This window comes from Thioclava sp. PTB-PU3-1, from assembly GCF_055666785.1.
Window position 1 is genome coordinate 621,492 of the sequence record NZ_JBVNVL010000001.1, and the last position, 13,240, is coordinate 634,731.

Annotated in this window: 16 protein-coding genes; 7 read left to right on the forward strand and 9 right to left on the reverse strand. The window is 64.5% G+C overall.

Features of this window, described 5'->3' with window-relative positions:
* The first annotated feature begins 79 nt into the window (after positions 1-79).
* Positions 80-634, forward strand: a complete 555-nt coding sequence (locus ACZ7GB_RS02755) for an LOG family protein (protein ID WP_078519596.1) — start codon at positions 80-82, stop codon at positions 632-634.
* Here ACZ7GB_RS02755 and rarD read toward each other — a convergent pair.
* Positions 620-1,561, reverse strand: coding sequence for an EamA family transporter RarD (gene rarD / locus ACZ7GB_RS02760; RefSeq protein ID WP_472157582.1), 942 nt, complete (start codon positions 1,559-1,561; stop codon positions 620-622). The two genes, ACZ7GB_RS02755 and rarD, sit on opposite strands and share 15 nt — an antisense overlap.
* A gap of 133 nt (positions 1,562-1,694) precedes the next feature.
* On the opposite strand from rarD, the gene ACZ7GB_RS02765 reads away from it, so the two are divergent.
* A complete protein-coding gene (locus ACZ7GB_RS02765; RefSeq protein ID WP_472157583.1) occupies positions 1,695-2,540 on the forward strand; it encodes a DUF1206 domain-containing protein in 846 nt (281 codons plus the stop codon).
* A gap of 212 nt (positions 2,541-2,752) precedes the next feature.
* On the opposite strand, the gene ACZ7GB_RS02770 is transcribed toward ACZ7GB_RS02765, so the two are convergent.
* The 5 genes from ACZ7GB_RS02770 to ACZ7GB_RS02790 all read right to left on the reverse strand — a co-directional run bounded on the left by ACZ7GB_RS02770 (position 2,753) and on the right by ACZ7GB_RS02790 (position 6,511).
* The gene (locus tag ACZ7GB_RS02770) at positions 2,753-3,208 is read right to left on the reverse strand and encodes a baeRF12 domain-containing protein (RefSeq protein WP_078519599.1); all 456 of its coding nucleotides are present in this window, start codon (positions 3,206-3,208) and stop codon (positions 2,753-2,755) included.
* Positions 3,208-3,435, reverse strand: a complete 228-nt coding sequence (locus tag ACZ7GB_RS02775; RefSeq protein ID WP_098412449.1) for a hypothetical protein — start codon at positions 3,433-3,435, stop codon at positions 3,208-3,210. The genes ACZ7GB_RS02770 and ACZ7GB_RS02775 overlap by 1 nt, the downstream gene beginning before the upstream one ends.
* 159 nt (positions 3,436-3,594) lie before the next feature.
* The gene (locus ACZ7GB_RS02780) at positions 3,595-4,194 is read right to left on the reverse strand and encodes a superoxide dismutase (RefSeq protein ID WP_078599425.1); all 600 of its coding nucleotides are present in this window, start codon (positions 4,192-4,194) and stop codon (positions 3,595-3,597) included.
* Between the two features lie 102 nt (positions 4,195-4,296).
* On the reverse strand, positions 4,297-5,142 hold the full coding sequence (locus tag ACZ7GB_RS02785) for a DMT family transporter (RefSeq protein WP_472157584.1): 846 nt from the start codon (positions 5,140-5,142) through the stop codon (positions 4,297-4,299).
* Positions 5,143-5,491: 349 nt separating this feature from the next.
* On the reverse strand, positions 5,492-6,511 hold the full coding sequence (locus ACZ7GB_RS02790; RefSeq protein WP_078519603.1) for a ribose-phosphate pyrophosphokinase: 1,020 nt from the start codon (positions 6,509-6,511) through the stop codon (positions 5,492-5,494).
* 111 nt (positions 6,512-6,622) lie between these two features.
* On the opposite strand from ACZ7GB_RS02790, the gene ACZ7GB_RS02795 reads away from it, so the two are divergent.
* The 5 genes from ACZ7GB_RS02795 (at position 6,623) to purF (ending at position 11,626) form a co-directional block, all read left to right on the forward strand.
* Entirely contained in the window at positions 6,623-7,222 is a 600-nt protein-coding gene (locus ACZ7GB_RS02795; protein ID WP_472157585.1) for a DsbA family protein, read from the forward strand.
* Entirely contained in the window at positions 7,223-8,038 is an 816-nt protein-coding gene (locus ACZ7GB_RS02800) for an alpha/beta fold hydrolase (RefSeq protein ID WP_152842858.1), read from the forward strand. It begins immediately after the preceding gene.
* A 4-nt stretch (positions 8,039-8,042) separates the two neighbouring features.
* Positions 8,043-9,407, forward strand: a complete 1,365-nt coding sequence (radA, locus tag ACZ7GB_RS02805; RefSeq protein WP_078539678.1) for a DNA repair protein RadA — start codon at positions 8,043-8,045, stop codon at positions 9,405-9,407.
* 22 nt (positions 9,408-9,429) lie between these two features.
* Positions 9,430-10,041, forward strand: coding sequence for a CvpA family protein (locus ACZ7GB_RS02810; RefSeq protein WP_078569415.1), 612 nt, complete (start codon positions 9,430-9,432; stop codon positions 10,039-10,041).
* A gap of 106 nt (positions 10,042-10,147) precedes the next feature.
* On the forward strand, positions 10,148-11,626 hold the full coding sequence (gene purF / locus ACZ7GB_RS02815; protein WP_078539679.1) for an amidophosphoribosyltransferase: 1,479 nt from the start codon (positions 10,148-10,150) through the stop codon (positions 11,624-11,626).
* Between the two features lie 67 nt (positions 11,627-11,693).
* Here purF and ACZ7GB_RS02820 read toward each other — a convergent pair whose 3' ends face one another.
* The 3 genes from ACZ7GB_RS02820 to ACZ7GB_RS02830 are packed head-to-tail and all read right to left on the reverse strand — an operon-like array spanning position 11,694 to position 13,067.
* Entirely contained in the window at positions 11,694-12,116 is a 423-nt protein-coding gene (locus ACZ7GB_RS02820; RefSeq protein ID WP_472157586.1) for an MliC family protein, read from the reverse strand.
* Positions 12,113-12,490, reverse strand: a complete 378-nt coding sequence (locus ACZ7GB_RS02825) for a cell division protein ZapA (RefSeq protein ID WP_078569416.1) — start codon at positions 12,488-12,490, stop codon at positions 12,113-12,115. Before ACZ7GB_RS02825 ends, ACZ7GB_RS02820 begins: the two co-directional genes overlap by 4 nt.
* Complete coding sequence (locus ACZ7GB_RS02830) at positions 12,483-13,067, reverse strand: hypothetical protein (protein ID WP_472157587.1); 585 nt, start codon at positions 13,065-13,067, stop codon at positions 12,483-12,485. The genes ACZ7GB_RS02825 and ACZ7GB_RS02830 overlap by 8 nt, the downstream gene beginning before the upstream one ends.
* Positions 13,068-13,240: the final 173 nt, after the last annotated feature.

Below are 13,240 nucleotides of genomic sequence, written 5' to 3' on the forward strand. Positions count from 1 at the left end.
TAGGTCACCCGGTCCCTTGAGGGAACTTAGCAACCCCGGTATCACCGCTCAATAACAATGCATTTTCGGAGACACCGTCATGACCCTTCCCCGTTCCGTCTGTGTCTATTGCGGCTCTCGTTCGGGCGCGAAGCCCGCTTATGCGGCAGCAGCGCAGGAAACCGGAGAGATGCTCGCCGCGCGCGACTGGCAGCTGGTCTACGGCGCGGGCGATGTCGGGCTGATGGGAGAGGTCGCGCGCGCGGCGCAAACCGCGGGCGGGCGCACCTTTGGCGTGATCCCCGAGCACCTCTTCCCGCGCGAGGTCGGCAAGCGCGACCTGACCACCTTCGTCGTCACCGAGACGATGCACGAGCGCAAGAAGGTGATGTTCATGAATGCCGATGCGGTGGTGGTGCTGCCGGGCGGCGCGGGCTCGCTCGATGAGCTGTTCGAAGTGCTGACATGGCGCCAGATCGGCCTGCATGAGAAGCCGATCTATCTGCTCAATATCGAAGGCTACTGGGCGCCGCTCGAGGCGCTGATCGACCATATCATCGGCGAGGGCTTCGCGGATGCGTCGCTGCGCGAGCTGGTCGTGACGGTCGATAGCGTGGCGGAGCTGGAAAGCGCGCTCGTCTCAGCCTTCGCCTAATCCGCGCTGCGTGGCTGGCTGTGCCGCAGGCTGCGGGCGGCGCATCCGCAGGTTGGCGCTGGAATAGAGCGCGAGCGCCGTCCAGATCAGCCCCAGCGCGATCGCGTGCCAGATCGTGACCGTCTCGCCGAAAGCAAGCGTCGCCACCGCGAATTGCAGTGTCGGGTTGAGATATTGCACCAGCCCCACGGTCGCCATCCGCACGCGCTGCGCCGCATAGGCAAACAGCAGCAAAGGCGTACCGGTCAGCGGGCCGGAGAAGATCAGAAGCAGCGTCGTCTTCCAGTCGCCGCCGAAATGGCCCGCGCCGGGCGCGCTGCCCCACCAACCCGCGTGATAGCCCCAGAGCACGATCAAAGCGACCGGCGAGAGCAACAGCACCTCGGCGCAGACCGAGACCATCGGACCTGCGCGCAGCCCCTTCTTGATCAGCCCGTAAGTGCCGAAAGTCGCGGCAAGGATCAGCGAGACCCAAGGCGCGACGCCCAGCCCGATCGTCAGGACGATGACCGCCGTGGCCGCCAGCGCGACCGCCATCCACTGCCGCGTGCTCAGCGCCTCACGATAAACGATCAGCCCGAGGACGACGGCGACGAGCGGGAAGATGTAATAGCCGAGCGACGCCTGCACCGCATGGCCGAAATGGACCGACCAGATGAAGGTGAACCAGTTGGCCGAGATCATAAACGCCGCTGTCGCGATCACCAGCGTTCCGCGCCCGCGACGTTCCGCCAGCGCGACCCAAAGCTCGCCAAGGCGGCCTTTCAGCCCGAGGATCACGGCGAAGAACAGGAAGGACCAGAGCGTGCGATGGGCAAGCACCTCGATCGGCGGCATCCCGTCGAGCATTTTGTAATAGAGGCCCGACAGCCCCCAGATGACGCAGGCCGTCACCATCGCCCAGAAGCCCTTGACCGCCTCGTTCATCGAAATTCCCTTCTCTCAACCGCGTGACCCTGACCGATTGGCGGGCGAAAGGAAAGGCCGCGCCTCACGGGAACCTGTGCGCTTGTCCACGCATTGGGTCTGCGTCAATTCACAGTACCGAGAGAGACCGCCAATGTCCGCTACAGACAGCCACGACCCCGACGATTTCGCTTGGGCAGTGCCCGTAATGCGCACGGGCTATGGGGGACGCGGGCTGGTTTATCTCGTCGTCGCCGGCGTATCGCTCTGGTCGCTTTTTCATGGCGGCAGCGCCGAGGGCACAAAGCAGGTGCTGGAGAAGCTGTCGAGCGGCTGGGGCGCCGTGGTGCTGGTCGCCATCGCCCTCGGCATGGCGGCTTATGCGATCTGGCGCGTGGTCGATGCGGTCTGGGATCTTGAGGCCTATGGCGATGACATCAAAGGCTGGTTCGCGCGGATCGGCCTCGTCGTAAGTGGCCTCGTGCATTTGGGCATCGGCGGCATTGCGGTGACAGCACTGGTCGCGCGCGCCAGCGGCGACAACGGGACGAGCAAGCTGGTCTCCACGATCCTGAGCGCACCGATGGGGCGCATCGCGCTTGGCATCATCGGGCTGATCGTGATCGGCGCGGGTGGCTACTACCTCTATAAGGGGATCACCAAGGCCTATCTGAAGCACCTGAAAGCCAACGAGGTCACCCGGCGTGCCAATATCGTGCTGCAGGCGGGGCTTGCGGCGCAGGGCGTCGTAATCGCGATCATGGGCGCGCTGATCGTCTATGCGGCCTATAGCTACGATCCCTCCAGCGCGGGCGGGCTTGGCAAGGTGTTCGACTGGCTGCGCGGACACCCGTTCGGGCAGTTCCTGACCGGGGCGATCTGCGTGGGCCTTCTCGGGTTCTCCGTGTTCTGCTTCGTCAACGCCGTCTATCGGATCGTCCCGCGCGCCAGCGACCCCGATATCGAAACGCTCAAGCAGAGCCTCGAGAGCGACGACTGAGCCGCCTCGTTCCTTCACATCAAACGAACGCCGCGCGGGTTTCGCGCGGCGTTTTTGCGTTGCTCGACAGACATCCAGAGAAGCATCGCGCTTTGAATGATCGGTGGCGCTCGGCGCCATCAGCGCCCCCCACTCCCTTCCCAAATTCCCAATAAAGAAGCGCCGCGCGAGACCCGCACGGCGCTTTTCCTGTCATCTTGGCGAGGCGCGGCTCAGGCGGTCGCGAGCTCTTCCTTCACCAGCTTCTCGATCTCGTCGCGCGGGTGATTGGTCAGCGTCTTGTCGATCTCGGCCACCACCACGTCGGAGACTTCCTTATGCAGTGCAGAGCGGATTTCGCCCAGGACGCGCGGCGCCGCAACGATCACCAGCCGCTCGATCCGGCCCTTATGGACCATCTTGTAGAGCCGCTCGGCCAGATCGTCGGCGAAGCGCATCTTCGCCAGCTCGTGCCAGTCGGTCTCCTGGAAGGCCGAGCGATGGCCGGGGCCGTCATCGGCCATGCGACCGGGGCTGTCGGTGCCCTGCTCGTGATCCGGCGGGTTCTCCTGCTCGTCGATGCGGCGCACGACGAGGTTGGGATCCTGCTCGTCCATCATGTTTTCAAGAAACAGCGCCTTCTCGCCATCCGCGATCACAACCCAGGTGCCTTTGGAAAGCTTGGTCATCACATCTTCTCCTTTTCACCGCTGTCGCGCTCGTCGCCGCCCAACGGACGGGTCGCGCCTGCCGAAGTCTCATCCAGGCGTTTCTTCTCGTCGCGGGTGCCGACCTTGCGATTGAGGTTCCCGCCCGAGCTGCCTTGCCCCTGCGGCGTGTCGATATTCTCGGGCTTCTCGCCGAGGACCTCTTCGGTTTCGCGCTTGCCGTCCTTGGAACGAATACGCTCTGCCATCACATCCTCCTCTTGGTTTCTGGTAGCTGTCAAGAAAACCGATTTGGCAGGGTCGCAGTTCCTGCTTTGCAGGCTTTCCGTTCCGGCAATCATCACGGGTACAAAAACGAAAAAGGGCGCCCCGCAGGACGCCCTTCCAATTCGTATCGCGCGCGGAAATTACATGCGCGAAGCGACGTTTTCCCAGTTCACCAGCTTGTCGAGGAAGTTCGACAGGTAGGCGGGGCGCTTGTTGCGGAAGTCGATGTAGTAGGAGTGCTCCCACACGTCGCAGCCCAGAAGCGCGGTCTGACCGAAGCACAGCGGGTTCACGCCATTCTCGGTCTTGGTCACTTTCAGCGATCCGTCGGTGTCCTTCACGAGCCATGCCCAGCCCGAGCCGAACTGGCCCGCGCCTGCGGCGGCGAAGTCTTCCTTGAACTTGTCGACCGAGCCGAAGCTTTCGGTCAGCGCCTTTTCCAGCTCGCTCGGCATCGCCGAGTTGCCCGGACCCATCATTTCCCAGAACTGGGTGTGGTTCCAATGCTGCGAAGCGTTGTTGAAGATGCCGCTCTGCGCAACCGCGTTCGGCTGGTAGGTGCCCTTCACGATCTCTTCGACCGACTTGCCTTCCCATTCGGTACCGGCAATCGCCTTGTTGCCGTTATCGACATAGGCCTTGTGGTGAATGTCGTGGTGATATTCGAGGGTTTCCTTCGACATGCCGAGATCCGCGAGTGCGTCGTGGGCATAGGGAAGATCGGGAAGTTCAAAAGCCATGATGTCCTCTCATTAGTTCGAAGGTACGTGTGTCAAACACTAAAGAAGCGCTGGAGGTTCCGAGGTCAAGCCGTTTCCGGCCCCAAAATCCGAGAGATGCGCTCAGGTTTTTCGCCTCAGCGAGAGGGCGATCCCGCCGATCACCAGCGCCGCGGCCAGCCAGAAGCGTGCCGAAGGCGTTTCCGCGAGCAAAACCGCCCCGCCCAGCGCCGCGATCAAGGGCACGGAGAGTTGAGCGATGGCAGCGAGGCTCGCGGGGATTTGCGGTATCACGCGATACCAAAGCGCATAGCCCAGCCCCGAGGTGACTGCGCCCGAGAGGATCGCAGGCGTCCAGCCCCAGCTTTCCCCCTGCCCCCAATCGCCCGCGCCCAGCATCCAGATCAGCGCAAGCGGCGTGGCGAGAGCGAAGTTGAGTGCGGTCGCGACCAGTGGATCGCCCGTGCGTCGTCCGTTGAGCGAATAGAGCCCCCAGCCAACGCCAGCTAGAGCCATCATTGCGAAGCCCCTCGGGTCGATATGGGCCGCGCCCGAGGCGGGCAGCAGCAGAACAGCCAGACCCGCAAAGGCCAGCCCCGCGCCGATCCAGCGCCAGAGCGAGATCGCCTCGTGCAGCCACAGGGCGCCCGCGAACATGGTGATCTGCACCATTCCGAACAGAGTCAGCGCGCCGACGCCTGCGTCGATCAGCCCGCTCGCGATGGAAAACCCGAAGATGTAAAGCGCCAGCGTCGCAACCCCTGCCCCCAGCACCGCGCCCGGCAGTCGAAGCCCGCGCGCGCCTTTGGCCCGGATCGCAAGGATCAGCAGCACCAGCGCCCCCGAGGCGAGCCGCACGAAGCCCGTCGCGGCAGGCCCCCATCCCGCATCATGCACCGCCATCCGGTTGAGCACCGAATTGGCCGCGAAGGCGACCATGACGAGGGCGGTGAGGGCGAAAAGGCGCATGCTCAAGTCATCGCCGCGCCACGCGGCGCTGTCCAGCCCGACCTTTGGCCGACGCGAAAACAAAGGCACCGACGCCCGGCTCTATACATCGCGGGACCGTTGCCGCACGATGCAAAGGCTAGCGGTTGACATAGAGGAGCCGGATCATGGCGAAGAAAGCGAAGCTCAAAGAGCTGAAGCAGGAAGTGAAGACGCGCAAGGCCAAGGTCGAGCGTCAGGAAAAGAAGCTGAAAGAGGCGAAGAAGGCGCTCAAGAAAGCCTCGTAACCCCGCGCTCGGGCTCGGGCGCAATGAAAAAGGCCCGGATCGCTTAGATCCGGGCCTTTTTCTTGTCTCGGGCGAACCGCGGATCAGTCGCGGGTATACATGCCCTCGTAGATCGGGACGAGCGTGTCGGTCTCGAAGAGCGACGACACGGACGTGCCGGACCAGGTGTTGAGTATCGCCTGCGCGAACATCGGCGCGGTCGGCACGATGCGGATGTTCGGGCAAGCTTTCACCGCGTCGGTCGGCTCGATCGAGTCGGTGATGACCAGCGATTTCAGCGCCGAATTGGTCACGCGCTCGACCGCCGGGCCCGACAGGACGCCGTGGGAGATATAGGCGTGAACCTCGGTCGCGCCGTGCTCCATCAGCAGATCGGCGGCCTTGCACAGCGTGCCCGCCGTGTCGACCATATCGTCGACGATGATGCATTTCTGGCCCTTCACGTCGCCGATCACGGTCATGCCGGCCACTTCGCCCGCCTTCTCGCGGCGCTTGTCGACGATGGAGAGCGGTGCGTCGATCCGCTTGGCCAGCTCACGCGCGCGGGCCACGCCGCCCACGTCGGGCGAGACGACCATGATATCGTCGGTCTGACCTTTGAAGTTGTGCAGGATATCGAGCGCGAAGACCGGCGAGGCGTAGAGGTTGTCCACCGGAATATCGAAGAAGCCCTGGATCTGGGCTGCGTGCAGGTCGAGCGTCAGGATGCGGTCGACCCCGGCTTCGGTCAGCAGGTTCGCGACCAGCTTGGCCGAGATCGGCGTGCGGGCCTTGGTCCGGCGATCCTGACGGGCATAGCCGAAATAGGGGATCACGGCGGTGATGCGATCGGCCGAGGAGCGTTTGAGCGCGTCGGTGATGATCAGCAGCTCCATCAGGTTATCATTGGCCGGGTTCGAGGTCGGCTGGATGATGAACATATCCTCGCCGCGGACGTTCTCGAAAACTTCGACGAAAATCTCGCCATCGTTGAAACGCTCGACCCGCGCATCCACCAAACCGACGGACATGCCGCGATGCATCGACATGCGCCGCGCGATGGATTGCGCGAGCGGTTTGTTGGAATTTCCGGAGATGAGCTTCGGTTCGGTGACGACGGACATGGGCCAGTTCCTTCGTGACGCCGGGCAGTCCCGGCGGGATTCGCTTGATTGCGCCTGCCTTAGCACCGGGGTAGCGTGGCGGCAATTTCGACTGTCAAGAAAGTGTTATGAATGGCACGGATCGACTACTATTTCGGCACGTTCAGCCCCTGGGCCTACCTCGGCGGCCCGCGATTCGAAGAAATCGCGGCGCGTCACGGCGCCGAAGTCACCTATAAGCCGCTCGACCTTCTGGGCCTGTTCGACCGCACCGGCGGGGTGCGCCCGGCGCAGCGCCACCAGAGCCGGATGGAGTATCGGATGCAGGAGCTCAAGCGCTGGTCCAAGCGGCTCGGGATGGAGATGAACACCACGCCTCCCGGCTATCCGCCGAACCCCGCACCGTCGTCTTATGCGATCATCGCGGCGCAAAAAGCCGGTGGTGGCGATGTGGGCGGTCTGGTCAACGCGATCCTGCGCGCCTGCTGGGCCGAGGATAAGGATATCGCCTCGGACGAAGTGATCCGCGCGGCGCTGGAAGCCAACGGCTTTGACGGCAATCTGGCGACCACCGGCCTCTTTGATGGCGCGGTCACCTATGAGAGAAACCTAGAGGACGCGGTCGAGGCCGGTGTCTTCGGCTCGCCCTTCTATATCGTGACCGATACCGACGAGCGGTTCTGGGGTCAGGACCATCTGGAGCTGCTCGACGACTATCTGGGGACGCTCTGAATGCCGCGTGATCAACGACAAGGGGCCGAAGTGTTCTGGCAGAGCTTCGGTCAAGGCGAGCGCCCCGCCATCGCGATCCATTGCACCTTGGGCAGTTCGAACCTCTGGGCGAAGGCGCTGATACCGCTGGGCCAGCAGATCCACGCCGTCGCCTTCGATCAGCCGAGCCACGGGCAATCCGCCCCTTGGCGCGGCGACACGAGCGAGCCGGGCAGCTTCCAGACGCTGGTGACGCGCATCGCGGCCAGCTTCATCGAGCGCCCCGTGGACCTGATCGGGCATAGTTTCGGCGCCTCGGTCGCGCTGCGCATCGCGGTGGGCGCCCCCGAGGCCGTCCGCTCGCTGACCTTGATCGAGCCGGTCCTGTTCGCGGCGCTCCCCGAGGACGATCCGGATTGGCAGGACCTGCGCGCCAAGCAAGATCACTTCGAGCAATTGATGGAAGCGGGCGACTATGAACCGGCGGCGCGCGGCTTCATGCGCGACTGGGGAACCGGTCAGCCGTGGGACAGCTATTCCGAGACGCAACGCGAGCGCTTCACCGCCTGCATGCCGATGGTAGAGAATATCTCCCGCGCCAATTTCGAGGATCCGGCGCAGATCGTGCGGCCCGATGGGATCGAGCAGATCGACGCGCCCGCGATGATCATCCATGGCGACCGCTCGCCCGCGACGATGCCGAAAGTGGCCGAGGCGATCGCTGCGCGTCTTCCGGACGTGGGCGTGGCCTGCGTCGAGGGCGCCGGTCATATGCTGCCCGCCACCCATCCCGAGCAATGCGCGAGCCTGATCGCCGCCAATCTGGAACGTAGCTGACCTTATGGCCAAGCAATCCGCGATCTTCCGCTGTGCCGAATGCGGCGCGACGCATGCCAAATGGTCCGGGCGCTGCGACGCCTGCGGCGCATGGAACTCGATCCACGAGGAAGCGCCGATCTCGACCACGCCCGGCTCCGGCATGAAGGGCGCGAAGGGCAAGGTGATCCCGCTCACCGCGCTCGACACGAAGGAAACCCCGCCTGCCCGCGTAAAATCGGGCATGGAGGAGTTGGACCGTGTCCTGGGCGGCGGTCTGGTCGCGGCCTCTGCCGTTCTGGTCGGCGGCGATCCCGGCATCGGGAAATCGACGCTTCTGCTGCAAGCGACGGCCAGCTTCGCCCGCAAAGGCGTGAAGGCGCTCTATATCTCGGGCGAGGAAGCGGCGAGCCAGGTGCGGATGCGCGCGCAACGTCTTGGGCTGGCCGATGCTCCGGTCGGTCTGGGCGCAGAAACATCCCTGCGCGACATCCTGACGACGCTGGAAACCGAGCGCCCCGACCTCGTCATCATCGATTCGATTCAGACCATGTGGTCGGACAATGTCGACAGCGCGCCGGGATCGGTGAGCCAGTTGCGCGCCGCCGCACACGAATTGGTGAGCTTCGCCAAAAAGCGCGGCACCGCCGTCATCTTGGTCGGCCACGTCACCAAGGAAGGCCAGATCGCGGGCCCGCGCGTAATCGAGCATATGGTCGACACGGTGCTCTATTTCGAAGGCGAGCGCGGCCACCAGTTCCGCATCCTGCGCGCGGTGAAGAACCGCTTCGGCCCGGCTTCCGAGATCGGCGTCTTCGAGATGACCGGCGCGGGTCTGGCCGAGGTCGCCAACCCTTCCGCGCTGTTCCTGTCCGAGCGCGGCCAACCCGCACCGGGCTCGGCGGTTTTCGCAGGAATCGAAGGCACGCGGCCTGTGCTGACAGAGATTCAGGCGCTGGTTGCGCCGTCCACGCTCGCCTCGCCGCGGCGCACCGTGGTCGGGCTCGATAGCGGACGGATTTCGACCATTCTCGCGGTGCTGGAATCGCGCTGTGGCATCCCGTTTGCGGGGCTCGACGTGTTTCTCAATGTCGCGGGCGGCATGAAGGTCGTGGAGCCCGCAGCCGACCTCGCCGCGGCCGCAGCGCTTCTCAGCGCGCGCGAAGATGTGGCACTGCCTGCCGATATGGTCATTTTCGGCGAAATCAGCCTGTCGGGCGCGCTGCGTCCCGTGGGTCAAGCGGAAAACAGGTTGAAAGAAGCGGCGAAACTTGGTTTTTCACAGGCGATCGCACCCTCGGGAACGAAAGCCGAAGGGTCGAGCGGGATGGCATTGCGCAAGCTGGGCGATCTCGTGACATTTACCGGGGAGATGTTCGGCGCCGGTTAACGCCGAGAACATAGGAGCGCAAATGGACGGGTTCACCATTGTCGATGCCATCGTGGCGGTCGTCATCATTCTTTCGGCGATCCTCGCCTATTCGCGGGGTTTCGTGCGCGAGGCGCTGGCCATCGTCGGCTGGATCGCAGCGGCGATCGTCGCCTATATCTTCGCCAACGAGGCACGCCCTCTCGTTCAGCAAATTCCCGGCCTCGACAAGTTCATCGGCCAAAGCTGCGAGCTGGGCATGATCGGCGGTTTCGCGGTGGTCTTCGCCGTCGCACTGGTCGTCTTCTCGATCCTCACGCCGCTATTCGCCTCGGCCGTGCAACGCTCGGCGCTTGGCGGGATCGACCAGGGTCTGGGCTTCCTGTTCGGCGTGCTGCGCGGGGTGGTCCTCGTGGCGGTGGCCTTCGTGGTCTATGACCGCGTGATGAGCAACGATCCCGTGCCGGTGGTCGACGACTCGCGTTCGGCCAAAGTGTTCTCGCGCGCGTCTGGCCAGCTCGACGAATCGATGCCCGCCGATGCACCCGGCTGGATCGTTCAGCGTTACGAACAACTTGTGGCCGCCTGCCCCGCCCCTCCGGGCGCGGATGCCCCGGCCCGGACGGATGAACTGCCTCCGGCGACCGAGAATTGATGTCAGTCACATGACGGTTTTACAGGCGCGAGGGGTTAACACCTCTCGCGTTTGTCTATAAATGGGCCAAAGCGCCCTCCCCTAGCGTCATACGGAGCTGATTGCCATGTCCTGCCCCGCCGCCCAGAAGACCCACTACGCCCACCCTTTCGACGACGACAAGCTCAAGGAAGAATGCGGCGTCTTCGGTGTTGTCGGCATTTCCGACGCCGCGAATTTCGTGGCCCTCGGTCTTCACGCCCTCCAACACCGCGGTCAGGAAGCGGGCGGCATCGTCGCCCATGACGCCGCCACCGGTTTCAATTCGGCCCACCGTTTCGGCTATGTCCGCGACAACTTCACCAAGTCGAGCCTGATGGAAACGCTGCCGGGCGATGTCGCCATCGGCCATGTGCGTTACTCCACCGCCGGCTCCAAAGGTGCGGTGATCCGCGACATCCAGCCCTTCTTCGGCGAATTCTCGATGGGCGGCTGCGCGGTCGCCCATAACGGCAACTTGACCAATGCCGACGCGCTGCGTCGTGAGCTGATCGAACGCGGCGCGATCTTCCAGTCGTCGTCCGACAGCGAATGCATCATCCACCTGATGGCGCGCTCGATCCAGCGCAAGCATGCCGACCGGATCGCCGATGCGCTGCGCCGCGTGGAAGGCGCCTTCTCGATCGTCGCGATGACGCGGACCAAGCTGATCGGTGTGCGCGACCCGCTGGGCGTGCGCCCGCTGGTGCTGGGCAAGCTGGGCGAGCATGGCTATGTGCTAAGCTCGGAGACCTGCGCGCTCGACATCATCGGCGCGGATTTCGTCCGTGAGATCGATCCGGGCGAGATGGTCGTCATCCAGGACGGCCATATCGAGAGCTCGCGCCCCTTCGGCCCCTCCACCGGCCGCTTCTGCATCTTCGAACATGTCTATTTCTCGCGCCCCGACAGCATGATCGGCGGCCGCTCGGTCTACGAGACCCGCCGCGCGATCGGCGTCGAGCTGGCCCGCGAGGCCCCGGTCGAGGCCGATCTGGTCTGCCCCGTGCCCGACAGCGGCACCCCGGCGGCGATCGGCTACAGTCAGGAAAGCGGCATCCCCTTCGCGCTCGGGATCACGCGCAACCAGTATATGGGCCGCACCTTCATCGAACCGACCGAGCAGATCCGCAACATGGGCGTGCGCCTCAAGCTCAACGTCAACAAGTCGCTCATTCGCGGCAAGCGCGTGGTCCTTGTCGACGACTCGGTCGTGCGCGGCACCACCTCGCGCAAGATCAAGGACATGATCCTCGATGCGGGCGCGAAGTCGGTGCATTTCCGTATCGCCTCGCCGCCGACCGCATGGCCGTGCTTCTACGGCGTCGACACGCCGAACCGCGACAAGCTGCTCGCGGCGCAGATGACTGAAGAAGAAATGCGCGACTGGGTTGGCGTGGACAGCCTGAAATTCATCTCGCTCGACGGACTGTATCGCGCCGTGGGCGAGGCCGAGGGCCGCGACAATTCCTGCCCGCAATATTGCGATGCCTGCTTCTCGGGCGAGTATCCGATCACACCGTCGGATCAGCTTGAAAAAGGCTTCGAGATGAAGGCGGCCGAGTAAGCGCGCGGCGCTTCAGGTTTCCCGAACGAACGAACAAGGGCCGCCGCGCTGATCCGCGTTGCGGCCCTTATTCTTGGCGGCAGGCCCTGAGCAGCGGTTGCACCTCGCCATCCTCGGCGATCCAGTCGAGCATCGCCTGCGCGCCGCGCGTCCACCAGACATAGCCGGCTTCGCCCTCGCCATCCTCGGCATATTTCGCACCATCGGCAGAGCGGATATGGCTCATCACAACCTGCCGCCCCTGTAGAAACACGACGACGCGCTGCGGATCGGTGTCGTTGAGATAGGCCGCGTGCACTTCCGCGCCGCGCTCGCAATGATAGGTGGCGTTCACCACCGCCGAGGGGCCGTCGCCGACAATCGGATTGAGCGGCTCCAACCGCTCCACCGACCCGTCATCCGGGGCTGTGCCCTGCACCGCGTCCTGCGCCGCGACCGGTCCCGCCAGCGCGACGCATGCGAGCGCCGCGCCAAAGAGCCCCCGCCTCACGCGTCGTCCTCGACCCGGTCGGCAAGCGACTCCGCGCGCGCGGCGATCTCGGCCAGCGTTTCGGTCACTTCGGGCGGCACGATCGGCACTTCGACATGCGCCGGGTTCGACTGCAGCTCGTCGATCTTCGCCTGCAATTCGCCCAGACGGTTCATTGCGTCGCGCAGCTGATCCTCGATGCCCGCCGCCTTGTCGGCCAGCATCAGCCCCGACATTAGCAGCATCCGGTTCTCGGGCACCCGCCCGATCTGGCCCAGAAGCACCTGCGCCTCGCTGTCGAGCATCCCGGCGGCCGAGCGCAGGAAATGTTCTTCACCCTCTTGGCAGGCGACCTGAAAATCGCGGCCGCCGATGGAAATCGTCACCTCAGGCATCGGTCTCCTCCTCGCGGTTCGCCGCTTCGATGATCGGGTCGAGACCCGCGATGATCTGCTCCAGCTCGGCGCTCTCGCCGTCGCGCGCGGCGCGCAGGCTTTGCAGCTCGGCCATCAGCGCCTCCTCGGAGAAGGCCACGCCCTCGTCCATCAGCTTGCGATTGGCCGCGACCAGCGCCGCGTTGGCTTGCTTGAGCGCTGCGACTTCCTTGAAAGCGGCTTCCTGCGCGCGCACGGCCGCGCCGTATTTGCGCTCCATCGCCCCCAGCGTGGTGTCCTGTTTCTCGCGGATCGCGCGGACGCGTTCGGAGAGTTGCGCATTGGCTTCCTGCTCGGCGGCGAGCGCGGCCTTCAATTCGGCCACTTCCGCCGGATCGGCAATCGCTTCGGGCGGCGCCTCGGGTACGGGGGGCAGCTCTGCCTCGGCGGGCGGCGCGGTCTCCGGCTCGGGCTGGTGCGTGGCATCCTGTGCAGCTTGCGCCTGCAATGCTTCGCGCTGCTTGAGCGCTTCGACCCCGCGCCCGATCCGCTCTAGCGCGAAAGCGATGCGGCGTTCGTATTCGGCTATGTCACTCATACGCGCCTCCTCGTCCTCATGTTTTTCGCTTGCCATGACCGAATCGCGGCCGACTGCGAGTTTCGTTAAGTCTAACCTTTTGCGACAGGGCAAGCCCACCCTTTTGCCCCAAGCACTTGTGGGCCGCGCTTGATCTTGGGCCGATCCCTGCTATCAGGGGCGCGGACCCATCC